The organism is Sphingomonas sp. BL-S-05 (genome assembly GCF_055521695.1).
Map to the genome: position 1 here is coordinate 475,133 of NZ_CM145499.1, position 24,605 is coordinate 499,737.

The window sequence follows — 24,605 nt, forward strand, 5'->3', positions numbered from 1 at the left end:
CGGAGACCGTTTCATGAACCAGCCGTCCCCGGAAAGTCCCGAGGTACGCGGCCATCGGGGCCGGCCCGCGCTGTCGCGGCTGCGGCCGTCGGCGCGGGCGATCGAGGTCATCAAGCGCGTCGCGGTCGGGACGTTCAACGACGGCTTCACCCATGCCGGCAACCTCGCCTATCTCTCGCTGCTGACGCTGTTCCCGTTCTTCATCGTCGCCGCGGCAATCGCCCGCGCGGTGGGGCGCAGCGGCGACAGCATCCATGCGGTCACCGCGTTCCTCGAAACCGTGCCACGCGACGTGGCGGTGGTGCTGGAACAGCCGATCCTCGACGTGTTGCAGGCGCGGTCGGGGTCGCTGTTGTGGCTGGGCGCGCTGGTCGGGCTGTGGACGACGACCGGCTTCATCGAAACGGTGCGCTCGATCCTGCGCCAGGCCTATGGCATCCCGTTCTCGCGGCCCTTCTGGGAATATCGGCTCGGGTCGATCGGGCTGATCGTCGGGTCGGTGGTGATGCTGATGATCGCATTCAGCCTTCAGGTCGTGCTGGTCGGTGTCGAGCAGCTGATCTACCGCGTGCTGCCGTTCCTGCAGCCCTATGCCGCCTATCTGTCGATCGCGAAGCTGTTTCCGGCGCTGGCGCTGTTCATCGCGCTCTACACGCTGTTCTATTCGCTCGCGCCGAAAAAATATCGGCTGTCGAAATGTCCGAAATGGCCGGGCGCGGTGGCGACGGCGACGGTGTGGATCGGCACGACGCAGTTGCTGCCGCTGGCGATCGACGCGTTAGGGGGGTATGACCGCACCTATGGCAGCCTTGCCGGGGTGATGATCGCGTTGTTTTTCTTCTATATCGTCGGCCTGGGCGTGGTGATCGGCGGCGAATTGAACGCGGCGCTGGCGGAAACGCCCGATCCCGGTCTAGAGGGGGTGCCAACAGACGAAAAAGGGAAAGTCGCGTGAACGGTTTGATGCAGGGCAAGCGCGGGGTCATCATGGGCCTCGCCAATGATCGGTCGCTGGCCTGGGGCATCGCCAAGCAGCTCGCGGCGCAGGGTGCGGAACTGGCCTTCACCTATCAGGGAGAAGCGCTGGAGCGGCGCGTCCGTCCGCTGGCGGGCGAACTCGGCTCAGACTTCCTGATCGAATGCGACGTCGCCGACATGGGTGCGCTCGACACGGCATTCGACACGATCGCCGCGCGGTGGCCGACGATCGATTTCGTCGTCCATGCCATCGGCTTTTCGGACAAGAACGAACTGCGCGGGCATTATTACGACACCAGCCTCGACAATTTCCTGATGACGATGAACATCAGCGTCTATTCGTTCACCGCCGTCGCCAAGCGCGCGCGGGCGCTGATGCCGAACGGCGGATCGCTGCTGACGCTGACCTATTACGGGTCGGAAAAGGTCGTGCCGCATTACAACGTGATGGGCGTGGCCAAGGCGGCGCTCGACATGTCGGTCAAGTATCTGGCGATGGACATGGGTCCGGAAAATATCCGGGTGAACGCGATCTCGGCCGGTCCGATCAAGACGCTGGCCGCCAGCGGCATCGGCGATTTCCGCTACATCCTGAAGTGGAACGAGCTGAACTCGCCGCTGCGCCGCAACGTCACGATCGACGATGTCGGCGGGGCGGGGCTGTATCTGCTGAGCGATCTGGCGAGCGGCGTGACCGGCGAGATCCATCACGTCGACGCCGGGTACAATGTCATCGGCATGAAGGCCGAGGACGCGCCCGACATCGCGCTGTCCTAAGCGATGAGCGTCATCCGCGCGGCGACCGGTGCGGACGCGCCGGCGGTCGATAGCCTGTTGCGCGCCTGTTTCCCGCGCGACGAAGAGGCGCGGCTGGTCCAGCAACTGGCGATCGACGGCGATCTGGTGCTGGTGCTGGTCGCCGAGGATGCGGGTGCGGTGGTCGGTATGATCGCCGCCAGCCGGATGCAGGTGACCGCCGATACGCGCGAGGTTGCAGGCGTCGCGATCGCGCCGCTGGCGGTGGCGAAGGCGGCACGCGGGCAGGGCGTCGGCGAGGCGCTGGTCGCCGCCGCCATCGCCCATTTGCGCAGCGCCGGGGTCGAACTGGCTTTCGTGCTGGGTGATCCGGCCTTTTACGAGCGCTTCGGGTTCGAGGCTGCGACGGCGCGGGGGTTCGACAGCCCCTATGCCGGGGAGAATTTCATGGGCATCCGCCTGAACGACGGGCCGTGCGTGCACACCCCTGGCGTGGCGACCCATGCACGCGCCTTTGCGGCGCTGGGGGAAGATGCATGAGTCACAATAGTTTCGGCCACCTGTTCCGCTTCACGACCTGGGGCGAAAGTCATGGCCCGGCGCTTGGTGCGGTGGTCGACGGGTGTCCGCCGGGATTGACGCTCAGCGAGGCGGATATCCAGCCGTTTCTCGACGCGCGGCGGCCGGGGACCAGCCGCTTCACCACGCAGCGGCGCGAACCCGATGCGGTGCGCATCCTGTCGGGGGTGTTCGACGGACGGACCACGGGAACGCCGATCAGCCTGATGATCGAGAATGTCGACCAACGGTCGAAGGACTATTCGGACGTCGCCAAGGCGTATCGGCCCGGTCATGCCGACTATGCCTATGACGCCAAATACGGCTTTCGCGACTATCGCGGCGGCGGGCGCTCGTCGGCGCGCGAGACGGCGGCACGGGTCGCGGCGGGCGCGGTGGCGCGGCTGGTGATCCCGGAAGTGACGATCACCGCATGGGTCGAATCGATCGGCGGCGACGCGATCGATCCGGCGACGTTCGATGCTGCGGAGATCGGCCGCAATCCGTTCTTCTGTCCCGACGCGGCGGCAGCGGCGCGCTGGGAGGCACTGGTCGATGGCGCGCGCAAGGCGGGGTCGTCGCTGGGCGCGGTCGTCGCCTGTCGCGCCGACGGGGTGCCGGCGGGATGGGGCGCGCCGCTCTATGCCAAGCTCGACGCCGAACTGGCGAGCGCGGCCATGTCGATCAACGCGGTAAAGGGTGTCGAGATCGGCGACGGCTTCGCGGCGGCGGCGTTGTCGGGCGAACAGAATGCCGATCCGATGCGGCCGGGCGTCGGCGCGCCTGAATTTCTCGCCAACCATGCCGGGGGCATTGCGGGGGGTATTTCGACCGGTCAGCCGGTGACGCTGCGCGTCGCGTTCAAGCCGACCAGTTCGATCCTGACCCCGGTGGAAACGATCGGACCCGACGGGCTGGCGACGACGATCGCGACCAAGGGGCGGCATGATCCGTGCGTGGGCATTCGCGGCGTGCCGGTGGTCGAGGCGATGGTCGCCCTGGTGCTGGCCGACCAGAAATTGCGGCATCGCGGGCAGGTCGGCTGAACGCCGGTCGTCGTGGCAAAACGCCTTGCCCTGAAAATGACCAGATTTTACGATGGGTTGAGCGATTCACCCGGACCCTTATGCCGGTTCGCGACTTGAGTCCCCTGCTTGATGCAAGGAGACACTCGATGCGCAAGACCATTTTCGCGAGCCTGCTGATCCTGGGCGGGGCTACCGTCGCCGTCGCGCAGGTGCCGACGACCCAGACGCAACCGACTTCGCCGAACAGCGTGCCCGGCACGGTCGATCCGGCGCGGCCGACGCAGCCGCTGCCGCAGACGACCGGCCCGACCAACCCGGTGCCGACCGACCCGACCCGCCCGGGTGAGTCGACGACGGACGAGACGACGACCACCACTGACGACACCACGCCGCCGACCACGACGGGTGAGACGCCTGCCACCAAGCCGCCGGGCAAGGCGCGCACGCCGCGTTGATCCTGTCGGTATGACGAAAAGGCCTGCCCGGAGCGATCCGGGCGGGCCTTTTGTTGTCTGGGTGCCGATCCAGCCAACCGGAAACGTCGCCCCGGCGGAGGCCGGGGCATCCGGCGGCTCCTACCCCGCACTATAACCGGGAGATCCCAGCCTTCGCTGGGATGACGTGACGGATCAGCGTTAAATCAGTCTTTAGCCAACCCATCTTCTCCGTTCGGTTCGAGCAGCTTCGAGCTTGTCGAGAAGCGGTAGTCGAGAACGGCCCGTTTGGGGCAACTCCTTCTCGACTTCGGTTCTCGACAGGCTCGAACCTCCGCTCGAAGCAAAGGGGGGTGAAAGAGGAAGGTTGGAGTGCGCCCTGATCAGTCCGCGAACGGATCGCGCACGAGGATCGTGTCGTCGCGCTCGGGGCTGGTCGACACCAGCGTTACCGGGCACTGGATCAGTTCCTCGATTCGGCGGATATATTTGATCGCCTGGGCCGGGAGTTCCGCCCAGCTCCGCGCGCCGGCGGTCGATTCCGACCAGCCGGGCATGGTTTCGTAGATCGGCTCGACCTTCGCCTGATCGGCGGCATGGGCAGGATAATAGTCGAGCACCTGGTCGCCCAAGCGATAGCCGGTGCAGATCGCCACTTCCTCGAACCCGTCGAGGACGTCGATCTTGGTGAGGGCGATGCCGGTGATGCCGCCGACCGCCGCCGCCTGCCGCACCAGCACGCTGTCGAACCAGCCGCAGCGGCGCTTGCGGCCGGTCACCGTTCCGAATTCATGGCCGCGCACGCCGAGCCGCTCGCCGGTTTCGTTCTCGAGTTCGGTCGGGAAGGGGCCAGAGCCGACGCGGGTGGTGTAGGCCTTGGCAATGCCGAGCACGAAGCCGACCGCGCCCGGACCCATGCCCGATCCGCCCGCCGCCGTGCCGGCAATGGTGTTGGACGAGGTCACGAACGGATAGGTCCCATGATCGATGTCGAGCAGCACGCCCTGCGCGCCTTCGAACAGGATCCGCTGCCCCTTCGCCTTCGCCTGCGCCAGCACGCGCCAAACCGGCTGGGCATAGGGCAGCACGAAATCGGCGATCTCGCGCAGTTCGGCGATCAGCGCGGCGCGATCGATCGCCGGTTCGTTGAAGCCGGCGCGCAACGCGTCGTGATGTGCGGTCAGGCGATCGAGCTGCGGTTCGAGCTGGTCGAGATGGGCGAGGTCGCAGACGCGGATCGCGCGGCGGCCGACCTTGTCCTCGTACGCCGGGCCGATGCCGCGGCGGGTGGTGCCGATCTTGCCCGCGCCGCTGGCGTCCTCGCGCAACCCGTCGAGGTCGCGGTGGAAGGGGAGGATGAGCGCGCAGGTCTCGGCGATCATCAGCGTGTCGGGCGTGACCGAAACGCCCTGTTCGCGGAGCCGCTCGACCTCGGCCTTCAGCGCCCATGGATCGAGGACGACGCCGTTGCCGACGATCGACGGAGTGCCGCGCACGATGCCCGAGGGGAGCAGCGACAGCTTGTAGGTGGTGCCCCCGACGACCAGCGTGTGACCGGCATTATGGCCGCCCTGGAATCGTACGACCATGTCGGCGCGTTCCGCCAGCCAGTCGACGATCTTTCCCTTGCCCTCGTCACCCCATTGGGCGCCGATCACCGCTACGTTCGCCACGTCCTGTTACCCTCATGCATGCCGGTATCGGCGCTGCACTAGGCCCGTCGCGCGGCTACGTCCACCTTGGCGACGGTCCGCATGTCAGGAATGTGACGATAGAGTTCGGCTTCCTCACGACGGATGCGTTCGCCCAGTCGTTCGAACAGCGCGTGGGTGTCGCGTTCGAAGCCGTCGGGATCGCACTGCATCCGTTCGGGAGTCCAGCCGAGCATATAGTCCTTGAACGTATCGGCGAGCCCGCCCAGTTCGGTGGCGAACCGTTCGGCCAGTTCCGCCGTCGTCCGATCCGGGCTGCGCCGGAGCATCGGGTAAAGCAGGCGATCTTCGGTCGCGAGATGGGCGAGCAACTGCCGGCTGAGCGACCAGCGTGCCGTCGCAACCGACGCCGGATCGATCGGCCGCGCCTCGGCGTGATGCAGGAGATCGGCCGCCACGGACGCCAGCTGCAGATGTTCGAGGATCAATCGTTCGGCGCTGAGCATGGCGGCGGACCTGTGGAAGACGATTGATTTCCCATGCATCGGAACGGGTTAAGAAACGGTGCTGTCCGGCCCCTCGACATCGCCGGTCGGGACGCGCAGAAGCGGGGGCCAAGCATAACGATCAGGAGAGCGCATCCATGAAACTCGCCAGCCTCAAGCACGGCCGGGACGGTCGGCTGGTCGTCGTGTCGAGCGACCTTGCCTGGTATGCCGATGCGAGCGCGATCGTGCCGACGTTGCAGGCGGCGCTGGACGACTGGGACCGGGTCGAGGGCGATCTGCGCAACCTCGCCACCGATCTCGACCATGACGTGATCCCCAAGGACCGGTTCCACGAACGCGACGCCGCGTCGCCGCTGCCGCGGGCGTATCAATGGGCGGACGGGTCGGCCTATGTGAACCATGTCGCGCTGGTGCGGCAGGCGCGCGGGGCGGAGATGCCCGACAGCTTCTGGCACGATCCGCTGATGTATCAGGGTGGGTCGGACGCCTTTCTGGGGCCGCGCGACATGATCCCGGCGGGCGACGATAGCTGGGGCCTCGATTTCGAGGGCGAGGTGGTGGTCGTCACCGGCGATGTCGCCATGGGTGCGACGCGCGAGGAGGCGCTGGCGGCGGTGCGGCTGGTCGGGCTGACCAACGACGTGTCGCTGCGCGGGTTGATCCCGGGGGAATTGGCGAAGGGGTTCGGCTTCTTCCAGTCGAAGCCGGCGTCCGCCTTCTCGCCGGTGTTCGTGACCCCCGATGCGCTGGGCGACTGGTGGCGGGACGGCAAGCTGCACCGCAAGCTCAATGTCGACCTGAACGGAAAGCCGTTCGGCCGGGCGGAAGCGGGCGAGGACATGACCTTCGATTTCGGCACGCTGATCGCCCATGCCGCGAAGACGCGGGCGCTGGGCGCGGGGACGATCATCGGATCGGGCACGGTGTCGAACCGCGACGCCGATGGCGGGCCGGGCAAGCCGGTCGCCGAGGGCGGGGTCGGTTATTCCTGTCTTGCGGAAATCCGCACGGTCGAGACGATCCGGGGCGGCAAGGCGGAGACGCCGTTCCTGAAGGCGGGCGATACCGTCCGCATCTGGGCCGAGGATGACCGGCATCACCCGATCTTTGGCGTCATCGAGCAGACGGTGGCCTGACGTGCTGCACCGCTATCGGCTGTTGCTGCCGTTGTTGCTGGCCGGGTGCGCTGCGCCCGGCCAGGCGCCGCCGGTGGCCGTCACGGCCCCGGCGGCACGGGTGCCGACCCCGGCCGACCGGTTCGGGCCGCTGTTCGAAGCGGTGCAGATGCGGCGCATCTTTCCCGACGGCAAGACCTTCGTCGATGCGGTACCCAAGCGGTCCGACGCGGCGATCCTCGCCGATTTCCGGCGCGGCGCGTTCAGGGACGATGCCGCGCTCAAGGCGTTCGTTCTGGCCAATTTCGACGTGCCGGGGCTGTTGCCGGTACCCGAGTCCGACCATGGTCCGCGCCTGCCGATCGAGCGGCATATCGCCGGGCTGTGGCCGCATCTGACCCGCGATCCGGTGGCGCCGCCACCGGGATCGAGCGCGCTGGCGGTGGCCGACCGGTTCGTGGTGCCCGGCGGGCGGTTCCGGGAAATGTATTACTGGGACAGCTATTTCACGATGCTGGGGCTGGCGGCGGACAACCGGCAGGACCTGATCGAATCGATGGTCGCGGCGTTCACCGATCTGGTCGAGCGATACGGCCATGTGCCCAACGGCACGCGGAGCTACTATCTCAGCCGGTCGCAGCCGCCATTCCTGTATCTGATGATGGGGCTGTCGAAGGAGACCGACCCGGCGGTGCTGGCGCGGCGGCTGGCGGCGTTGAAGCGCGAACATGCCTTCTTCACCACCCCGGAGCGGTCGGCGACGCTGCCAGACGGGGCGGTGCTGCAGCATTATTGGGACGCACGCACGACGCCGCGCGACGAGTCGTGGCGCGAGGATGTCGAGACGGCGAAGGCCAGCGGCCGACCGGTGGCGGAGGTGTATCGCGACCTGCGCGCCGGGGCGGAGAGCGGCTGGGACTTTTCGTCGCGCTGGCTGGCCGATGGGCGGACCCTCGCGACGATCGACACGACCAACGTCCTGCCGGCCGATCTCAACAGCTTGCTATGGGGTATGGAGCGGGCGATCGCCGATGGCGCGGCGAAGGCGGGCGACGCGGCGACGGCGCGCGACTTCGCCGACCGGGCGGCGAAGCGCGGGGCGGCGATCGATCGCTGGCTGTGGAGCGAGGCCGAGGGGCGCTATGGCGACTATGACCTCAAGCGGCGGCAGCTTCGGAGCGGCGTGACCGCGGCAACCGCCTATCCCCTGTTCGTCGGGCTGACGACCGGCAAGCGGGCCGAGCGGGTGGCGGCGACGATCGAGCGGCAATTGCTGGCGCCGGGCGGGTTGCGGTCGACGCTAATCGATACCGGGCAGCAATGGGACAGGCCCAATGGCTGGGCGCCGCTGCAATGGATCGCGGTCCACGGGCTGGACCGGACCGGGCATAAGTCCCTGGCGGTTAAGATTTCGCAGCGGTTTCTGGCCAGCGTCGGGCGCGAATATGCCGCGTCGGGCAAGCTGGTCGAGAAATATGACTTTGAGGAGGTCCGGCCGGGTGGGGGCGGGGAATATCCGCTGCAGGACGGGTTCGGGTGGACCAACGGGGTCACGCGGGCGCTGATGGCGCGGACCGGGCAGTAGTTTCGGAGCCAAAGTTCACGAAGTTCACACTCGTGCGCGTTTTGTACATCGGAAGCGGCTGTCCGGTCGAACTGCTCGAACCACGCGTCATCCCAGCGAAGGCTGGGATCTCCCGGTTGTCGGGCGTGACAGGAGTCGGTCGAGGCCCCAGCCTTCGCTGGGGCGACGATAGCTGGGGCTGATGCGTGGCGGACGATTCAAAGAGCGTCGGCAAGGATGCCAGCGCTTGAGCGTGTAGGACAGGCTCAAGCCGTCCACGTCGCGACATCGTCCTGCTGGCCGATCAGCGCGAGGCCGTGCGCGACCGAGGTCAGTTCGTTGCCCGAAGCCAGCCGGTCCTGCCCGAAGCGGTCGGCAAAGGCGCGGCGGATAGCGGGGGTGAGCGAGGTGCCGCCGGTCAGGAAGACACGGTCGATCGCGCCCGCCGCGAGGCCGGCCGCGTCGAGTGCGCTCTCGACGGTCGCCATGATGCGGGCGAGGTCTTCGGCGATCCACGCCTCGAACTGGTCGCGCGTCACTTGTGCCTCGATCGCGATGCCGCCGCCTGCGAAGGCGAAGGTCGCGCTGTCGCCTTGCGACAAGGCACGCTTCACCTGTCCGACCGCATCGTAGAGCGGATATCCCTGTTCGCCCTCGATGATCGCGATCATGCGTTCGATGGCTTGCGGATCGGTGGCGGCGCGGCGGAGTTTGTCCAGCTCGGCCATGGTCTTGCGGTTGCGCATCAGCGCGAGGCGCGACCAGTCGGTGAAGTCGGTGAAATGGCCCGGCGGGATCTCCAGCACCTTGTCGAACGAACGATAGGTGCCGCCCTTGCCCAGTAGCGGCAGGACCAGCTTGTCGAGGATGCGGCGGTCGAACTGGTCGCCGGCGATGCCGATACCGGCATGGCCGAGCGGACGGGCGCGGCGGTCGGCGCCGGGGGCTTCGAGGCGGACGACCGAGAAGTCGCTGGTACCGCCGCCGAAATCGGCGACAAGGATCGTGGCGGCTTCGGTCAGGGTCGCTGCATGGCTGAACGCCGCGCCCAGCGGTTCGTAGACATAGAGGATTTCGGCACCCAGCGCGGCGAACATCGCGTCATAGCGTTGGCGCGCGAGCGCTTCGTCGGGGCGATGGCCGGCATAGGTGATCGGGCGGCCGACGACGATGCGCTTGGCCCCGTTCAGGGCGCCCCCCGCGCGGGCCGCCATGCGCGCGAGGAAGGCGCGGCCGAGATCCTCGAACCGGTAGCGTTTGGTGAAGATCGGGGCGGTATCGAAGCTGGGGCTGGCCGCGACCGATTTGAAGGATTGCAGGAAGCGGCAACCCTCTGGATATTGGAGATATTCGTCGATCGCCCATGGCCCCGCCTCGACCGCGATGCCGCCGGGGACGTCGTCCTGCCAAAAGCATAGCGCCGAGCGGAAGACGGGATCGGCACCATCGGGACCGTCGAGGGGCACGAGGTGGGCGGCGTCGCCGGTCGCGTGGGCGAGGACGGAATTGGTCGTGCCGAAATCTAGGCCGAGGGACATTGCGGGGCTCCGGGCGGCGGCGGGTTGCCGTACACGGCTTGCAGGGGTTTGTCTCGGGGGGTCGGGGGCGGTTGCGGCGGGAAGGTTCAAGCTGCGACCAAGAGCCTGCCCATCCCCGGCTCTCTGCTTGTCGCGAGCCCGTTGCGAACGTCCCCATTCCCGATCCCGACGGACGCCAGGGCCAATATTGCGGATGCCTTCGATCATGGTACGTGTCGCCGGAAGTGTGCGGACGGGCGGGGAAAAGCGATGGTCGGGTTGGTACGGGTGGTAGTCGTCGGGACGCTGGCGTCCGGCTGGGCAATGACGGCAGGCACGGCGGGGCACGCCGCGCAGGCGCCGGCCGCGCCCACTGCGCAGCAGGCGGATTGGGTGGCGGCCAGCAACCGCAACACCGCATTGGTCCTTGCGGCACAGGCGAAATTCGATCCCGAGGATGCGTCGGGCAACGGCCTGTCGGCCTATGACGGACAGGCGACCGATCTGGCGCCCCGGCGCGACGAGCGGCGCACCGAGGCGCTGACCGCGGTGATCGCCGAATTGAAGCGACGCCGCGAGAGCGAGCGCGACCCGCGGATCCGGCAGGATCTCGATATCCTGATCCAGTCGGTCGCCGACGATATCGAAAGCATGCGGCTCCGCCGGAAATACATGCTGAACTGGATCGACGCGCCGCAGGCGATGTTCGGCGGGTTGAAGATGCTGCTCGACGATCAGGTGGCACCGCAAAGGCGCGCGCGGGCGGTCGAACTGTTGCGGCGCTATGTCGGCGACTGGCCCGGCACGACGCCGCTGACCGACCTCGCCCGCGCCCGGTTCGAGGAACTGCGCAAACCGGGGCTGCTCGGACCCGACAAGGTGTCGGTCGACAATGCCATCGCCAATGCCGCCACCTATGCCGACGGTATCCGCAAGCTGTTCGCGAAATACAAGATCGCCGGTGCCGGTCCCGCGCTCAAGAAGCTCGATGCGCAGATCGCCGCCTATACCGACTGGACCAGGACCGTCATCCTGCCGCTGGCCCGCACCGACCATCGGCTGCCGCCGGAAATGTACGCCTTCCGGCTCCGCCAGTTCGGCATCGACATCGATCCCCGCCAGCTGATCGCGCAGGCGCAGGTCGAATTCGCCGAGACCCGCGCGACCATGGCTGCGATTGCCCCCCGCGTCGCCGCCGAGAAGGGGCTGACGCCGGGCAGCTATGTCGACGTCATCCGCCAGTTGAAGCGCGACCCCATCGCCGACGACCGGATCGAGGCGAGCTATGCCGAGGTCAACCGTCGGATCGAGGCCGCCATCCGTCGCGAACGCATCGTGACCCTGCCCGAGCGGCCGATGAAGATGCGGCTGGCGAGCGTGGCGGAGTCGGCGGCGTCGCCCGCCCCGCACATGGAACCGCCGCCGCTGCTGAACAACAAGGGCGAATATGGCACGTTCGTGCTGCCGGTCGGCGTTCCGGGTGCCGGACCCGAACTGCGCTACGACGATTTCAACTTCCCCGCCGCGCAATGGTCGGTCAGCGCGCATGAGGGGCGCCCGGGGCACGAACTGCAATTTTCGGCGATGCTCGAGGGCGGCGTGTCGCAGGCGCGCATCCTCTATGCCTTCAACAGCGTGAACGTCGAAGGATGGGCGCTATATGCCGAGGCGGAGGCGCTGCCCTATCACCCGATCGAGGGGCAGTTGATGGCCTATCAAGCGCGGCTGCTGCGCGCGGCGCGCGCGTTTCTCGACCCGATGCTCAACCTCGGCCTGCTGCCGGTCGAGGATGCCCGCCGCATCCTGATCGAGCAGGTCGCGGTGTCGCCGGCGATGGCGAAGCAGGAGATTGAGCGCTACACGTCGAGGGCACCGGGCCAAGCGGGCAGCTATTTCTACGGCTATACCCGCCTGCTGCGCATTCGGATCGAGGCGGAACTGGCATTGGGTCCGAAGTTCGACCGGATGGCCTTCAACGATTTCCTGCTGGCGCAGGGACTGCTGCCGCCCGACCTGCTCGAAAAGGCGGTAATGACCGAGTTCGTGCCGCAACAGCGTTCGCGCGAACGATAGACGCTGGATCATCCGGCAACGTCCCCCATCTTGCCAAGTATGGACGACGATATCGATCAGCAGGGGCCGATCCTGCCGCGGGCGCGCAAGGTCGTGAGCGGCTTCGCCGAGGTAGGGCTGAGCGGCGCCGAGGAATTGTTGCGCCGCATGTCGCCGGAAGGGCGCGAACAGGCGCGCCGCGACCGGGCGGCACGGGCGCGTCGACAGCGCCGGCTGGCATTGCGTCTGGCGATGGCCAGCGCGGGGGCGCTGCTGGTCTGGGCGGTCCTCGCCGCCATCGGCGCGCCGGGCGTGGCGCTGGCGGTGGCGATGGCAGCGCTGATCGTCATGACGACGCTGATCGTCGTGCGCGCCGACCCCCGCGCACCGGGACGCGAGGCGCTGGTCCAGGCGGCACTGCCCGATCTGGTCGAGGAAGCCGATATCTGGCTGGCGGGGTATCAGCGCGGCCTGCCGCCGCCGGCGCGGCAACTGGCGACCGACATCCGCCACCGCCTCGACGGGCTGCGTCCGCTGGTCGAGCGGCTCGATCCGCGCAGCCCGGCGGCGGGGGCAATCCACAAGCTGATCGCGGTCGAACTGCCCGACCTGATCGACGGCTGGCGCGACGTGCCGTCCGCATCGCGCCGGACGATGCTGCCCGACGGGCGGACTCCCGACGATCATCTGGTCAACGGGCTGCATCTGATCGATGCCGAACTGATGCGCCTGCGCGGTGCGGCCGGCGATGGAGCGCTGGACGCGATCGCGGTGCAGAGCCGCTATCTGGAACTGAAATATGGCGGTGACGGCCTGTCGCCCTGACCACAGCGGCCGGTTCGATCGGTCGGTCGCGCGCGCAAAGTCCTTGCGCCCGGGAGTCGCGACGTGGATGGTGCTCCGCAACGAAAGCGATCGGAGTCGAAGCGAATGGACGTGAACGCCCATGGGGAAGACACCACCGCTCTGCGTGCCGAGGTACATTTCCTCGCGGCGCTGGTCGACGAACTGATGCGGAAGATGCTGACGGCCGGCACCCTGTCGCAGGTCGAAATGAACGAGATCGAGGCGGCGGTCGCGCGGCGGGTAGGGGGCCTGCCGCGCGCATGGTGACGATCGGCCGTCAGGCGGGTTGCGCCGGTACCTGACCCGCCACGCCAGCGCCGACGAACCGGGCGACCGGCATCGGAGCCGCCACCGCCTCGCCGATCAGCAGCAGCGCGGGGTCGCTGTCGCTGATCGCCTCGACCAGAAAGGCTAGGGCGGACAGCCGTCCGCGGATGATGCGTTCGGTCGGCAGCGAGACGTTGACCGCGACCATCACCGGCGTGTCGGCAGCGCGGCCGGCGGCGATCAGTTCGCGCGCGACCTCGTGCGCGGCGGCGCGGCCCATATAGACGGCGAGCGTCGCATCGGCCGCCGCCAGCGTCCGCCAATCGAGGTCGAGCGCTTCGCCCGCCCGGGCATGGGCGGTGACGAAGGTGAGCTTGCGCGCCAGCCCGCGCAGCGTCAGCGATACCCCGCCCGATGCCGCCGCGGCGCTGGCGGCGGTGATGCCGGGACAGATGCGGGTGGCGACGCCGTGCGCCGCGAGATGCTCGATCTCTTCGGTCGAGCGGCCGAAGATCGAGGCATCGCCGCCCTTCAGCCGCACCACGCGCTTGCCCGCCAGCGCGGCATCGGCGAGCAGGTCGTTGATCGAACGCTGATCCTTCGAATGACGTCCCGATCGCTTGCCGACCGGGACGCGTTCGGCGTGGGGGCCGATCAGGTCGAGCACGCCGGGGCCGACCAGCGCGTCGTAGAAGACGATATCGGCGGCGGCGATCAGGCGTTCGGCCTTGCGGGTCAGCAGGTCGGGATCGCCGGGGCCGGCCCCGACCAGCCAGACCATGCCGGGGGTGAAATCATGCGGCATGGGTCGTTCCTTTCGGTTGCAGCAGCTTGGCAAGCGCGGGGCGGCATGAGCCGCAATTGGTGCCTGCACCGATCGCCTTGCCGATCGCGGCGACGTCGGTCAGCCGCTGATCGGCGATGGTGGTCAGGATGGTGTTGAGGCCGATATCGAAACAGGCGCAGACGATCGGGCCGCGATCGACCTGTACGCCCGGTGCGCGGCCGGCGAGCAGCGTCGGGGCGGCGCTCGCCTCGGCCAGTTGCGCGACCAGCCAGTCGCGCGGCGGCAGCGACCCGTCACGGGTGACGAACAGTGCCGCGGCGAGCCGACCGTCGTGCAGGATCGCGATGCGGCGCGTGCCGCGTGCGGCGTCGATCGCCTCGATCCGCTCGCCACGCGGCAGCAGCGCGTCGAGCCGCGCGGCATCCTCGTTCCCGGCCAGATCCCAGACGGTGCCGCACGGGACCGCCACCCGCGTCGCCCACAGGCAATCGGGGCGCGCGGTTTCGTCGCGGACGATCAGGAAGCCGCGCCAGTCGCATGCCACCGCCGCGATCCGCGCCGGCGTCGCCTTGAACCCCGGCTGGCCCGATACCGGATCGGTCAGCGGGCGGGGCAGGCGGCCCGAACGGCCACCGGTCGCGGTGCGATCGGTCCAGTGGATCGGCACGAACAATTCGCCCGGCCGCTGGGCCGGCGTGACCTGCACCCGGTACAGGCTGTCGCCCTGCGGCGTGGCCACGCGGGCAAGGCCGCCATCGGCGATGCCGAGCCGGGTCGCGTCCTGCGGATGGACCTCGACCAGCGGTTCCTCGCGGTGGCGGGCCAGCTTGGGGCTGAGACCCGTGCGGGTCATCGTATGCCACTGATCGCGATAGCGACCGGTGTTGAGCGTCATTGGCCATGCGTCGAGCGTACCGGCCACCGGCTTCTGCGCGACCGAGACCATGCGGGCGCGGCCATCGGCGGTCGAGAAACGGCCATCGGCGAACGGCGTCTCGTCCCAGCGGAACGGCTGCATCGCGTCATAATCGGCATTGCCGCGCGCGGCATGGCCGGGCAGCGCGAAGCGGCGCGCCCCGTCATTCTGATAGGTCGACAGCCGGCAATGCTCGCGCCAGATATCGGCCGGCCGGTCATAGGCGAAGGCGCTGCGCCAGCCCATGCGCTGCGCGACCTGCGCGACGATCCACCAGTCGGGCTTCGCCTCGCCGGGCAGGGGAATGAAGGCGCGCTGGCGGCTGATGACGCGTTCCGAATTGGTGACCGTGCCGTCCTTTTCGCCCCATGCGGCGGCGGGCAGGCGGACATGCGCATAGGCCGACGTATCGGTCTCGGCGATCACGTCGGACACGACGACGAACGGACAATCGGCCAGCGCGGCGCGGACGCGGTCGGCATCGGGCATCGACACGGCGGGGTTGGTCGCCATGATCCACACCGCCTTCACCCGGCCTTCGCCGACGGCGCGGAACAGGTCGACTGCCTTCAGCCCCGGCGCGCTCGCCATGGCCGGCGCGCCCCAGAAACGGCCGACGCGCGCCACGTCCTCGGGTGCGAACCCCATATGCGCGGCAAGCGTGGTGGCGAGGCCGCCGACCTCGCGACCGCCCATCGCATTGGGCTGTCCGGTGATCGAGAAGGGCGCGGCGCCGGGCTTGCCGATCCGGCCGGTGGCGAGGTGGACGTTGACGATCGCATTGACCTGATCGGTGCCGGTCAGCGACTGGTTGATGCCCTGGCTGAACATCGTGACGGTGCGCGGGGTGGCGGCGAACAGCTCGTAGAAGCGGCGCAGATCGGCGGCGGGCAGATCGCAGGTCTTCGCAACCGACCACAGGTCATAGCCGTCGGCGAGGCTGTCCCAGAAGCCGTCCGGCACCGCGACATGCGCGTCGAGATAGGCCCGGTCGAGCGCGCCGGCATCGCGGCACCATGCCAGCAGCCCGTTCATCAGCGCGACGTCCGTACCGGGCTTTACGGGCAGATGCAGGTCGGCCTCGTCGGCGGTCTCGGTCCGGCGCGGATCGATCACGACCAGCTTCGCCCCGGCGTCGCAGCGGGCACGGATGCGCTGATAGACGATCGGATGGCACCATGCGGTGTTCGACCCGACCAGCACGATCAGGTCGGCGGCGTCGAGGTCGCTGTAATTGGCGGGCACGACATCCTCGCCGAACGCGCGCAGATGCCCCGCGACCGCGCTCGACATGCACAGCCGCGAATTGGTGTCGATGTTCGCCGACCCGATGAACCCCTTCATCAGCTTGTTGGCGACATAATAGTCCTCGGTCAGCAACTGGCCGGAGACGTAGAAGGCGACGCTGTCGGGACCGTGCTGGGCGATGGTGTCGCGGAAGCGTTTCGCGACGAGGTCGAGCGCCTTGTCCCACGTCGCCTGCTTGCGGCCGATCATGGGGTGGAGCAGGCGGCCTTCCAGACCGATCGTCTCGCCAAGATGCGTGCCCTTGGAACAGAGGCGACCGCCATTGGCGGGGTGGTCCGGGTCGCCGGCGATGGTCGCGGTACGCGGGCCGGTGGGCGTGGCGACGATACCGCACCCGACCCCGCAATAGGCGCAGGTGGTTTTAACACTCATAGCCCTCTCCCCCCTGGGGGAGAGGGTTGGGAGAGGGGGAGTGCGAGACGACCGCGATTAAGCGACTCCCCCTCTCCCCGACCCTCTCTCCCAAGGGGGAGAGGGAGATTCATGCCGCCACCTTGAGCGCGGTGGCGCGGCAGATCAGTACGCGGCCGGCGTCGATCTTGACCGGCACCGTCGGGGTGCAGCCCTTGTCCTCGCCCAGCGCCTCACCGGTCGAGAGAGCAATGCGCCAGTTGTGCAAGGGACAGGCGACCGCGCCGCCATGGACGATACCCTGGCTCAGCCGCCCGCCCTTGTGCGGGCAGCGATCGGCCAGCGCGAAGACCGTGCCTTCGCCGGTGCGGAACACGGCGATGTCATCGCCGCCGGTGACCTGCACGGTGCGGCTGCCGCGCAACGGGATTTCATCGACCCAGCCGATGTCGAGCCATTCGCCGGTCATGCCAGCACCTTCTGCTTGGGGGTGAAAGTCGCCATCGGCGCGTGATGTTCGCGCTCCGCACCCGCGACACGCGCCGCCCAGGGGTCGTCCTGCATGAACTGCTGCGAGAACAGGAAGCGTTCGGCCAGCGCATCGCGACCCGCCGCATCGTCGACGATGCGGGCGCGGACATAATCGACGCCGACGCGTTCGATCCACGGTGCGGTCCGCTCCAGATAGCGGGCTTCCTCACGGTACAGCTGGATAAAGGCAGCGCAGTAATGCATCGCCTCTTCCTCGGTCGCGACCTTGCAGAGGAAATCGGTCGCGCGGACCTTGATCCCGCCATTGCCGCCGACTGACAGTTCATAGCCGCTGTCGACACACACGACGCCGAAATCCTTGATCGTCGCCTCGGCACAATTGCGAGGGCAGCCCGATACCGCGATCTTGAACTTGTGCGGCATCCATGACCCCCAGGTCATGCGTTCGACCTTGACGCCCAATCCGGTCGAATCCTGCGTGCCGAAGCGGCACCATTCGGACCCGACACAGGTCTTCACCGTGCGGAGCGACTTGCCATAGGCGTGGCCGCTGACCATGCCGGCGGCGTTCAGATCGGCCCAGACGGCGGGCAGGTCCTCGCGCTTGATGCCGAAGATATCGAGCCGCTGGCCGCCGGTGACCTTGACCATCGGCGCGTTGAACTTTTCGACCACATCGGCGATCGCGCGCAATTCGCTTGGGGAAGTCAGGCCGCCCCACATGCGCGGCACTACCGAATAGGTGCCGTCCTTCTGGATGTTGGCGTGGAGCCGTTCGTTGACGAAGCGGCTTTGCTGGTCGTCCTTGTACACGCCGGGCAGCGCGCACAGCAGATAATAGTTGAGCGCGGGGCGGCACGACGAACAGCCATCGGGCGTCGACCAGTGCAGCTTCTGCATGACCTCGGGGATCGAGCGCATGTCTTGGCGTATGATCTCGCGCCGGACATCGTCATGGCCGAAGCTGGTGCATTTGCACATCGTCTTCGGCCCCGCCTCGACCTCGTCACCCAGCCGCAGCGCCAGCAGCGTCTCGACGATGCCGGTGCACGACCCGCAGCTCGCCGATGCCTTGCAGCCCGACCGGACCGCATCGAGGCTGTGCGCCCCGCCATCGATGCACGCGAACACCTTGCCCTTGGTCACGCCGTTGCAGCCGCAAATCTCCGCATCGTCGGAGAGCGCCGCAACGGCCGACTTAGGGTCCGCCTGCGCCCCTCCCGAGGCGAAGGCCTGTCCGAAGATCAGCAGGTCGCGAATGTCGGCGACGTTTTCGCCCTTCTTGAGCAGGTCGAAATACCAGTTGCCGTCGGCGGTATCGCCATACAGCACCGCGCCGACGATACGGTCGTCCTTGACGACGACGCGCTTGTAGATGCCGCGGCTGGCGTCGCGCAGAACGATATCCTCCGCGCCGTCGCCGCCCGAAAAGTCACCGGCGGAGAACACGTCCAGCCCGGCGACCTTCAGCTTGGTCGAGGTGACCGACCCGCGATAGCCGGTCGGCGCGTCGGTCAGGCCATCGGCGAGCGCGCGGCACATGTCCCACAAGGGTGCGACAAGGCCATAGACATTGCCGTCATGCTCGACGCATTCGCCGACCGCGAGGATGGCGGGGTCGGACGTGACCATATGGTCGTCGACCTGGATGCCGCGCCCGACCGCAAGGCCGGCGTCGCGCGCCAGTGCCACCGACGGGCGGATGCCGACCGCCATCACTACCAGCGACGCGGGGATCAGCGTCCCGTCCTTCAGTCGCACGCCCTCGACATGCTCGCTGCCGACGATCTCGGCGGTATCGGCGCCGGTCAGGATCGTCTGTCCGCGCGCTTCGAGTGCCGACTTCAGCAGCCAGCCCGCCGCTTCGTCCAACTGCCGCTCCATCAGCGTCGGCATGATGTGCAGCACGGTGACCTTCATCCCGCGCAGCGACAGGCCGTGCGCCGCCTCCAGCCCCAGCAGGCCGCCCCCGATCACCACCGCATCGCCACCGCGCTCGGCGGCGGCGAGCATATGGTCGACATCCTTCATGTCGCGGAACCCGATCACGCCCGGCAGGTCCTTGCCCGGAACCGGAATGATGAACGGATCGGAACCGGTCGCGATCAGCAGCCGGTCGTACCCGGTGACCCGACCCGAACGCGCCGTCACCGTCTTCGCCGCCCGGTCGATGGCGACGACCGGATCGCCCGCGACCAGCTCGATCGCGTTCTGCGCGTACCAGGCGGCATCGTTGATGACGATCTGTTCGAACGTCTTCTCTCCGGCAAGTACCGGCGACAGCATGATCCGGTTGTAGTTCACATGCGGTTCGGCGCCGAAGATGGTAACGCGGTACCGGTCGGGATCACGCGCCAGCAGTTCCTCGACCGCGCGGCACCCGGCCATGCCGTTGCCGATCACGACCAGATGGTCGCGGGTGTCGACGCCGGGGGTGAGAGGTTCGTGTTTCATGACTTGGTTCCGTGGCAGGAAGAAGAGGGTCAGATCCGCACGCCGTCGGCGGCGGTCCATTCGCGCCGCCAGCGGCTCTTGACGATGGTCAGCGCGGCGAAGGCGATCAGCGCGAGCGTGGCGAAGATCAGGAACCCGCTCGAAAAGCTGCCGGTCAGTTGCTTGGCGATGCCGAGCGAGGAGGCGAGGTAGAAGCCGCCGATGCCGCCGGCCATGCCGACCAGCCCGGTCATCACCCCGATCTCCGCCGCGAAACGCTGCGGCACCAGCTGGAACACCGCGCCGTTACCGGTGCCGAGCGCCAGCATGGCGAGGACGAACAGCGCGAGGGCCAGTTCGATGCTGTCGGCCTGTCCGACCCCGGCCAACGCCGCGGCGGCGACGACGAACACTGCCGACAGCGCCTTCACGCCACCGATCTTGTCGGCCAGCGCGCCGCCCATCGGCCGCACCAGCGAACCGGCGAAGACGCAGGCGGCGGTGCAGTAACCGGCGGTGATCGTCGTCAGGCCGAACCGGTCGGTGAAGTAGATCGGCAGCGAGGCGGCGAGGCCGACGAACCCGCCGAAGGTGACGGCATAGAATCCCATCAGCCACCACGCATCGCCCTGCTTCAGCGGACGGAAATATTCGGTCAGCTTGCGGGCGGGCGGGGCGTTCGGCGCGTCCTTGGCCATCACCATATAGGCGATGAACACCAGCGTCAGCGGAATGCAGGCGAGGCCCAGCACCGCGTTCCAGCCGAACAGCTTGGCCAGCGTCGGCGCGAACAGCGCGGCCAGCACCGTGCCCGAATTGCCCATGCCGGCAAGGCCCATCGCCTTGCCCTGATGCTCGGGCGGATACCAGCGGCTGGCGAGCGGCAGCGCGATCGCGAAGCTGGCGCCTGCGAACCCAAGGATGACGCCCAGCGCCAGCGTACCGGCAAAGCTGTTCACGCCCAGGGTCCATGCGCAGAACAGGCCGGCGATGACGATGATCTGGCTGATCGCGCCGGCCCGCTTCGGCCCGATCCGGTCGACCAGCAGGCCGTTGACGACGCGCAGGAACGCGCCCGCCAGCGTCGGCACCGCGACCATCAGCCCCTTTTGCGCCGGGGTCAGCATCAGCGTCCTGGCGATATCGGGCGCGAGCGGCCCCAGCAGCACCCACACCATGAAGGCGAGGTCGAAATACAGGAACGCCGCGATCAGCGTCGGCGTATGGCCGCTCGACCAGAAGCTGTCCGGTTTGGCGGCGGCGGTATCGTCTTTCCAATAGGCGGTAGCCATGGCAGTTCCCCGAATGCGATGGACAAAGAAAAAGCCGCCCCGACGCGGCCCTGTTCGGGCGCATCGGGGCGGCTTCGTTGCCGTGTGGCGATCGTCGATCGCCCGGCGCTATCGGTCCCGCCGTTGGAACCGCATCGCGCTTATCTCGTGCCCGACGCCATTGCCGGACCAGCGCAAGATGACCGATTCGCGGCCGCTGCGCAAGATGGTTTCGCAGTGCAGCACGATTTGCGACGAACGGAGTATGCACTCGGTTCGTCGCACTTCAACGACGCCGGCAAAACGCGTTGCGTGTAACCTTCGCCAACTTCCGCCCGTCAGGGCAGGGTGCGCAGATATCCCGCGATGTCGTCGGGATCGAACGATCGCCCGTCGAAAAACGGATCGCTGCCGAGCATCAGCCGCCCCTGCGTCGACCCCGCCGCGACTGTGCCGCCGATCGCGCCCTCCAGTTTCGAACTGGCACCGGGCAGCGGCGCGCCCGATCCGGCCAGTGCCGCCCGGTACAAATCGGGCCGGAATGTGCTCTGCGCGATCATGGCCGCTTCGGCGTCGAACGGGGTGCCGTCCCATCGCACCATCTGCGAATAGAGCCATGCCGCCTGACTGCGCCATGGGAAGTTCGCCGCTTCGCGATACTGGAACATGAAGTCGGGGACATGGAGCGGTTCCGCGCCCGGCATCACCCGCACCCGGTCGCCGATCGCGCGCGCGATGGGGTCGACCGGCGCGTCGAGATAGTCGGGGCGGGCTAGGATCGCGGCGCTGGCGTCCCGGGTCGCGGGATCGATAAAATGCGCGGCGGCGGCATGGAGCGCGCGGATCAGCCGTTGCACGACGTCGCCGCGCTCGGCCACCGTTTCTTCGCACAAGGCCAGCACCTTCTCGACGCCGCGCCGCCAGATCTGCGCGGTGACCAGCGCGATCCGGCCGACATTGCGGTCGACCGCGACGCTGTTCCACGGTTCGCCGACGCAGATACCGTCGACCTCGCCCGCCGCCAACGCGTCGGCGGCGAAGGTCGGGCTGGTCGTCACGATCTCCACGTCGTGATCGGGGCGGATGCCGACCGCCGCCAGCCAGTAGCGGAGCATGTAGTTGTGGCTCGAATAACGATGGACGACGCCGAAGCGCAGCCTTTGGCCCGCCGCCGCGCGCGCCTCCGCCACGACCTTCAATCGCACGCCGAGCGTCACCGGATCGCCGAGGCCGTTGCCGTCCAGGACCTGTTCGGCCAGCGGCAGTGCCAGCGTGATCGCATTGCCGTTCAGCCCCAGCACGAACGGCACCGACAGGGGCACCGCCGGTCGCCCGCGACCGAGCGAGGTAGCGATGGCCAGCGGCGCGACCATGTGCGCGGCATCGGTATGGCCGTAGAGCAGCCGGTCGCGCACCGTCGCCCAGGTCATGTCGCGGACCAGTTCGATCTCCAGCCCCTCGGCCTCGGCAAAACCCAGTTCGCGGGCGAGGATGGGGAGGGCGGCATCGACCAGCGGCACGAAACCGATGCGGATCTTGTCGAGCGCCATCACATGCCTCCCATCAAAGCGTCGCTGGTCAGGATCGCATCGGCGATCTCGGCGATCCGCCGGTTCGACCGCATCGCCTGTGCGCGCAGCAACGCATAGGCGGCGGGTTCGTCGATCCCACGCCGTTTCATCAGGATCGCCTTCGCCTTGTCGATCGTGGTGCGGTCGGCCAGCGCGCTCTTCGCCTCGACCAGTTCGGCCTGCAGCCGGGCGAACGCCTGAAACCGGCGGATGGCGAGGTCGAGGACCGGCTTGATCCGCTGCTTGGCAAGGCCGTCGACGATATAGGCCGACACGCCGGCATCGACGGCGGCGGCGGTCGATTCCGCATCGCTCTGATCGACGAACATGGCGATCGGGCGGGCCAGCGCGCGCGACACGGCGAAGAATTCCTCCAACTCGTCGCGGCTGGGATTTTCGAGGTTGATGAGGATCACTTCGGGCGCGGCCGCCTCGACATCGGCGACCAGCCGGCGCGTGCCGTCGATGACGACGATATCGTCCAGCCCCGCCTCGCGCAGCCCCTCCGAAATGATCGCGGCGCGCGTGGTGCTGGTGTCGATGATCGCGATCCGCATGATCCCGCTACCCCCGAAGCTGACGCGCGGGCTGTGCATCGCGCCCGCCGGGCGCGTCAAGCTATAGCGCGGTGAAGCGGAAATCGCGGAAGCGCGCGGTGCCCTGTCCCGCCGAATACAGGCCCGGGCGCAGCATCAGGAACCCGCCGCGGACATTGTGGTGATAGCCCGACACCTCCATGCCGCGATCGAAGCGCCGCCATGTCCGCCCGCCGTCGCCGCTGGTGTGATAGGATATGATGTGCCGGTCGTTGGTAACCCGCATCCGTATTCGCGCCCCATGCGGGTTGGCGGGACGCCCGCGCTCGATGCCATATTGATGGGTGACGAAGCGCTGCGCGTCGAAGCCGAGGCCGAGGCCGCAATATAGCTTGTCGTCGTAGAACAGGATCAGCCCTGCCGTTCCGCCGGGCGAAATCTCGATATCGCATTCGAAGCGATAGCCGGTATCGCCCGCGATCAGTAGCAACGGTGCACCGTCCGAAGGCGCCTTGCCCTTCGCATCGAGCAGCAGCACGCCATCCTGCACGCGCACCCGGTCGCGATCGTCAGGGGCGGGGCGGAAGAAATTCCATTTGGTGCCAAGCGCGAGCGTCGAGAAATCGTCCGACAGCGCCTGTCCGTGGCGCAACGCCTGTCCACCCTTCGGTTTGGCGATGGGTTGCGACAGGTCGCCGCCGGTCATGCGGAACCAGCCATCGGCCGTCCATTCGACGGGGTCGAGCAGCGTCTGTCGCCCGAGCGTCCAGAAACCATTCTCATAGCCGTGATAGACCGACCACCAGCTGCCGTCCGGCCCCTCGACCAGCGTCGCATGACCGCGCGACCACCATTTTTCGTTCAACGACGTGGTGCGGACGATCGGGTTGCCGGGATGATGTTCCCATGGCCCATGGATCGACCTCGATCGGGCAGCGATCACCATATGGCCGGTCGGCGGCCCCGCCGTGCCGCCGACGGCGGTGACGAGGTAGAAATAGTCGCCGTGGCGCATGACCTTCGGCCCTTCCGGGCTGAACCCCTCGACATCCCAGTCGTCGGGATAGCGCCACGGGTCATAGACATGCTCGACCTTGCCGACGGTGCGTAGCCCGTCGTCGGACAGGCGGATGCGGTCGCCGCCCGACAGGAACAGCCAGCGCGACCCGTCCTCGCCGACCGCATGGCCCGGATCGATATGGTCGGGCAGCTTCAGGTCGATCGGTTCCGACCATGGGCCGTCGATATGATCGGCCCAGATCGCCCAGCTGGTCGTCGGGTTCTTGGTCGGGATGTAGAGGTAATAGCGGCCCTTGTGCCTAGTCAGTTCGGGCGCCCACACCGCGCCGATATTCTTCGTCAGCGCGGCGGTACGCGGCGTCCAGTTCACCAGATCGCGCGAATGCCAGATGACCAGCCCCGGATAGGAATCGAAGGTCGAGAAGGTCATGTAATAATCGCGACCATCCTTCAGGATCGTCGGATCGGGATGATCGCCCGCCATCAGCGGGTTGAGAAAGCGCCCGTCGCCCAGATCGGCGATACGCTGGTTATCATAGCCGCGCCGATGGGGGACGGCAGGGGCCGCGGCCCCGCTCGCGGCGGGCAGCGCGGCGAGTGCGCCGCCCAGCGCCGCGCCCGCCATCACCCCCCGCCGCGAAAGG

Annotated in this window: 21 protein-coding genes; 10 read left to right on the forward strand and 11 right to left on the reverse strand. The window is 67.9% G+C overall.

The features are described from left to right. Positions 1 to 13: 13 nt before the first annotated feature. From ACZ1JS_RS01975 to ACZ1JS_RS01995, 5 genes are all read left to right on the forward strand, one after another. Positions 14 to 955, forward strand: a complete 942-nt coding sequence (locus ACZ1JS_RS01975; RefSeq protein WP_345877668.1) for a YihY/virulence factor BrkB family protein — start codon at positions 14 to 16, stop codon at positions 953 to 955. Beyond that, the gene (gene fabI, locus ACZ1JS_RS01980; protein ID WP_347340867.1) at positions 952 to 1,755 is read left to right on the forward strand and encodes an enoyl-ACP reductase FabI; all 804 of its coding nucleotides are present in this window, start codon (positions 952 to 954) and stop codon (positions 1,753 to 1,755) included. The genes ACZ1JS_RS01975 and fabI overlap by 4 nt, the downstream gene beginning before the upstream one ends. A gap of 3 nt (positions 1,756 to 1,758) precedes the next feature. Continuing rightward, positions 1,759 to 2,274, forward strand: a complete 516-nt coding sequence (locus tag ACZ1JS_RS01985) for a GNAT family N-acetyltransferase (protein WP_465167482.1) — start codon at positions 1,759 to 1,761, stop codon at positions 2,272 to 2,274. Beyond that, complete coding sequence (gene aroC, locus ACZ1JS_RS01990; RefSeq protein ID WP_465167483.1) at positions 2,271 to 3,338, forward strand: chorismate synthase; 1,068 nt, start codon at positions 2,271 to 2,273, stop codon at positions 3,336 to 3,338. The genes ACZ1JS_RS01985 and aroC overlap by 4 nt, the downstream gene beginning before the upstream one ends. Before the next feature lie 128 nt (positions 3,339 to 3,466). Beyond that, positions 3,467 to 3,775, forward strand: coding sequence for a hypothetical protein (locus tag ACZ1JS_RS01995; protein WP_465167484.1), 309 nt, complete (start codon positions 3,467 to 3,469; stop codon positions 3,773 to 3,775). A gap of 362 nt (positions 3,776 to 4,137) precedes the next feature. Here the strand turns inward: ACZ1JS_RS01995 and ACZ1JS_RS02000 are convergent, their stop codons facing one another. Together ACZ1JS_RS02000 and ACZ1JS_RS02005 are read right to left on the reverse strand one after the other, a co-directional pair. After that, positions 4,138 to 5,427, reverse strand: coding sequence for an adenylosuccinate synthase (locus ACZ1JS_RS02000; protein ID WP_465167485.1), 1,290 nt, complete (start codon positions 5,425 to 5,427; stop codon positions 4,138 to 4,140). Between the two features lie 38 nt (positions 5,428 to 5,465). Beyond that, positions 5,466 to 5,951 carry a hemerythrin domain-containing protein gene (locus tag ACZ1JS_RS02005; protein WP_465167486.1) on the reverse strand — a complete coding sequence of 162 codons (486 nt, stop codon included), beginning with the start codon at positions 5,949 to 5,951 and terminating at the stop codon, positions 5,466 to 5,468. Positions 5,952 to 6,049: 98 nt separating this feature from the next. Between ACZ1JS_RS02005 and ACZ1JS_RS02010 the strand changes: the two genes are divergently transcribed. Together ACZ1JS_RS02010 and treF are read left to right on the forward strand one after the other, a co-directional pair. Continuing rightward, positions 6,050 to 7,051 (forward strand): fumarylacetoacetate hydrolase family protein, encoded by a 1,002-nt coding sequence (locus ACZ1JS_RS02010; protein ID WP_465167487.1) that lies wholly within the window; start codon positions 6,050 to 6,052, stop codon positions 7,049 to 7,051. Position 7,052: 1 nt separating this feature from the next. After that, positions 7,053 to 8,615 carry an alpha,alpha-trehalase TreF gene (gene treF / locus ACZ1JS_RS02015; RefSeq protein ID WP_465167488.1) on the forward strand — a complete coding sequence of 521 codons (1,563 nt, stop codon included), beginning with the start codon at positions 7,053 to 7,055 and terminating at the stop codon, positions 8,613 to 8,615. 245 nt (positions 8,616 to 8,860) lie between these two features. Here treF and ACZ1JS_RS02020 read toward each other — a convergent pair whose 3' ends face one another. After that, entirely contained in the window at positions 8,861 to 10,132 is a 1,272-nt protein-coding gene (locus ACZ1JS_RS02020) for an Hsp70 family protein (protein ID WP_465167489.1), read from the reverse strand. Positions 10,133 to 10,381: 249 nt separating this feature from the next. On the opposite strand from ACZ1JS_RS02020, the gene ACZ1JS_RS02025 reads away from it, so the two are divergent. The 3 genes from ACZ1JS_RS02025 to ACZ1JS_RS02035 all read left to right on the forward strand — a co-directional run bounded on the left by ACZ1JS_RS02025 (position 10,382) and on the right by ACZ1JS_RS02035 (position 13,276). Continuing rightward, on the forward strand, positions 10,382 to 12,184 hold the full coding sequence (locus ACZ1JS_RS02025; protein ID WP_465167490.1) for a DUF885 domain-containing protein: 1,803 nt from the start codon (positions 10,382 to 10,384) through the stop codon (positions 12,182 to 12,184). Positions 12,185 to 12,223: 39 nt separating this feature from the next. Continuing rightward, a complete protein-coding gene (locus tag ACZ1JS_RS02030; protein ID WP_465167491.1) occupies positions 12,224 to 12,988 on the forward strand; it encodes a hypothetical protein in 765 nt (254 codons plus the stop codon). Between the two features lie 105 nt (positions 12,989 to 13,093). Then, positions 13,094 to 13,276, forward strand: a complete 183-nt coding sequence (locus ACZ1JS_RS02035) for a hypothetical protein (RefSeq protein ID WP_465167492.1) — start codon at positions 13,094 to 13,096, stop codon at positions 13,274 to 13,276. A 10-nt stretch (positions 13,277 to 13,286) separates the two neighbouring features. Here ACZ1JS_RS02035 and cobA read toward each other — a convergent pair whose 3' ends face one another. The 8 genes from cobA to ACZ1JS_RS02075 form a co-directional block, all read right to left on the reverse strand. Continuing rightward, positions 13,287 to 14,081 (reverse strand): uroporphyrinogen-III C-methyltransferase, encoded by a 795-nt coding sequence (gene cobA / locus ACZ1JS_RS02040; protein WP_465167493.1) that lies wholly within the window; start codon positions 14,079 to 14,081, stop codon positions 13,287 to 13,289. Beyond that, positions 14,071 to 16,659, reverse strand: coding sequence for a molybdopterin-dependent oxidoreductase (locus ACZ1JS_RS02045; protein WP_465167494.1), 2,589 nt, complete (start codon positions 16,657 to 16,659; stop codon positions 14,071 to 14,073). Before ACZ1JS_RS02045 ends, cobA begins: the two co-directional genes overlap by 11 nt. Before the next feature lie 109 nt (positions 16,660 to 16,768). Further along, positions 16,769 to 17,107, reverse strand: coding sequence for a nitrite reductase small subunit NirD (nirD, locus tag ACZ1JS_RS02050; RefSeq protein WP_465167495.1), 339 nt, complete (start codon positions 17,105 to 17,107; stop codon positions 16,769 to 16,771). Further along, positions 17,104 to 19,584, reverse strand: a complete 2,481-nt coding sequence (gene nirB, locus ACZ1JS_RS02055; protein WP_465167496.1) for a nitrite reductase large subunit NirB — start codon at positions 19,582 to 19,584, stop codon at positions 17,104 to 17,106. Before nirB ends, nirD begins: the two co-directional genes overlap by 4 nt. Positions 19,585 to 19,613: 29 nt before the next feature. Then, positions 19,614 to 20,855 (reverse strand): nitrate/nitrite transporter, encoded by a 1,242-nt coding sequence (locus ACZ1JS_RS02060; RefSeq protein ID WP_465167497.1) that lies wholly within the window; start codon positions 20,853 to 20,855, stop codon positions 19,614 to 19,616. Positions 20,856 to 21,172: 317 nt separating this feature from the next. Further along, positions 21,173 to 22,384 carry a CmpA/NrtA family ABC transporter substrate-binding protein gene (locus ACZ1JS_RS02065; protein ID WP_465167498.1) on the reverse strand — a complete coding sequence of 404 codons (1,212 nt, stop codon included), beginning with the start codon at positions 22,382 to 22,384 and terminating at the stop codon, positions 21,173 to 21,175. Next, positions 22,384 to 22,962 carry an ANTAR domain-containing response regulator gene (locus ACZ1JS_RS02070; protein ID WP_465168609.1) on the reverse strand — a complete coding sequence of 193 codons (579 nt, stop codon included), beginning with the start codon at positions 22,960 to 22,962 and terminating at the stop codon, positions 22,384 to 22,386. The genes ACZ1JS_RS02065 and ACZ1JS_RS02070 overlap by 1 nt, the downstream gene beginning before the upstream one ends. Positions 22,963 to 23,023: 61 nt before the next feature. Continuing rightward, positions 23,024 to 24,586: a family 43 glycosylhydrolase gene (locus ACZ1JS_RS02075; protein ID WP_465168610.1), complete on the reverse strand. Its 1,563-nt coding sequence runs from the start codon at positions 24,584 to 24,586 to the stop codon at positions 23,024 to 23,026. Between the last annotated feature and the right edge of the window lie 19 nt (positions 24,587 to 24,605).

Coding starts and splice junctions, on each gene's coding strand:
- ACZ1JS_RS02065 (WP_465167498.1), bottom strand. CDS start 22,384: ATGGCGCTCGACAAGATCCGCATCGGTTTCGTGCCGCTGGTCGATGCC.
- ACZ1JS_RS02025 (WP_465167490.1), top strand. CDS start 10,382: ATGGTCGGGTTGGTACGGGTGGTAGTCGTCGGGACGCTGGCGTCCGGC.
- nirB (WP_465167496.1), bottom strand. CDS start 19,584: ATGAAACACGAACCTCTCACCCCCGGCGTCGACACCCGCGACCATCTG.
- ACZ1JS_RS02005 (WP_465167486.1), bottom strand. CDS start 5,951: ATGCATGGGAAATCAATCGTCTTCCACAGGTCCGCCGCCATGCTCAGC.
- aroC (WP_465167483.1), top strand. CDS start 2,271: ATGAGTCACAATAGTTTCGGCCACCTGTTCCGCTTCACGACCTGGGGC.
- nirD (WP_465167495.1), bottom strand. CDS start 17,107: ATGACCGGCGAATGGCTCGACATCGGCTGGGTCGATGAAATCCCGTTG.
- ACZ1JS_RS02070 (WP_465168609.1), bottom strand. CDS start 22,962: ATGCGGATCGCGATCATCGACACCAGCACCACGCGCGCCGCGATCATT.
- ACZ1JS_RS02035 (WP_465167492.1), top strand. CDS start 13,094: ATGGACGTGAACGCCCATGGGGAAGACACCACCGCTCTGCGTGCCGAG.
- ACZ1JS_RS01975 (WP_345877668.1), top strand. CDS start 14: ATGAACCAGCCGTCCCCGGAAAGTCCCGAGGTACGCGGCCATCGGGGC.
- ACZ1JS_RS01995 (WP_465167484.1), top strand. CDS start 3,467: ATGCGCAAGACCATTTTCGCGAGCCTGCTGATCCTGGGCGGGGCTACC.
- ACZ1JS_RS02020 (WP_465167489.1), bottom strand. CDS start 10,132: ATGTCCCTCGGCCTAGATTTCGGCACGACCAATTCCGTCCTCGCCCAC.
- ACZ1JS_RS02045 (WP_465167494.1), bottom strand. CDS start 16,659: ATGAGTGTTAAAACCACCTGCGCCTATTGCGGGGTCGGGTGCGGTATC.
- ACZ1JS_RS02010 (WP_465167487.1), top strand. CDS start 6,050: ATGAAACTCGCCAGCCTCAAGCACGGCCGGGACGGTCGGCTGGTCGTC.
- ACZ1JS_RS02060 (WP_465167497.1), bottom strand. CDS start 20,855: ATGGCTACCGCCTATTGGAAAGACGATACCGCCGCCGCCAAACCGGAC.
- cobA (WP_465167493.1), bottom strand. CDS start 14,081: ATGCCGCATGATTTCACCCCCGGCATGGTCTGGCTGGTCGGGGCCGGC.
- ACZ1JS_RS02030 (WP_465167491.1), top strand. CDS start 12,224: ATGGACGACGATATCGATCAGCAGGGGCCGATCCTGCCGCGGGCGCGC.
- ACZ1JS_RS01985 (WP_465167482.1), top strand. CDS start 1,759: ATGAGCGTCATCCGCGCGGCGACCGGTGCGGACGCGCCGGCGGTCGAT.
- ACZ1JS_RS02075 (WP_465168610.1), bottom strand. CDS start 24,586: ATGGCGGGCGCGGCGCTGGGCGGCGCACTCGCCGCGCTGCCCGCCGCG.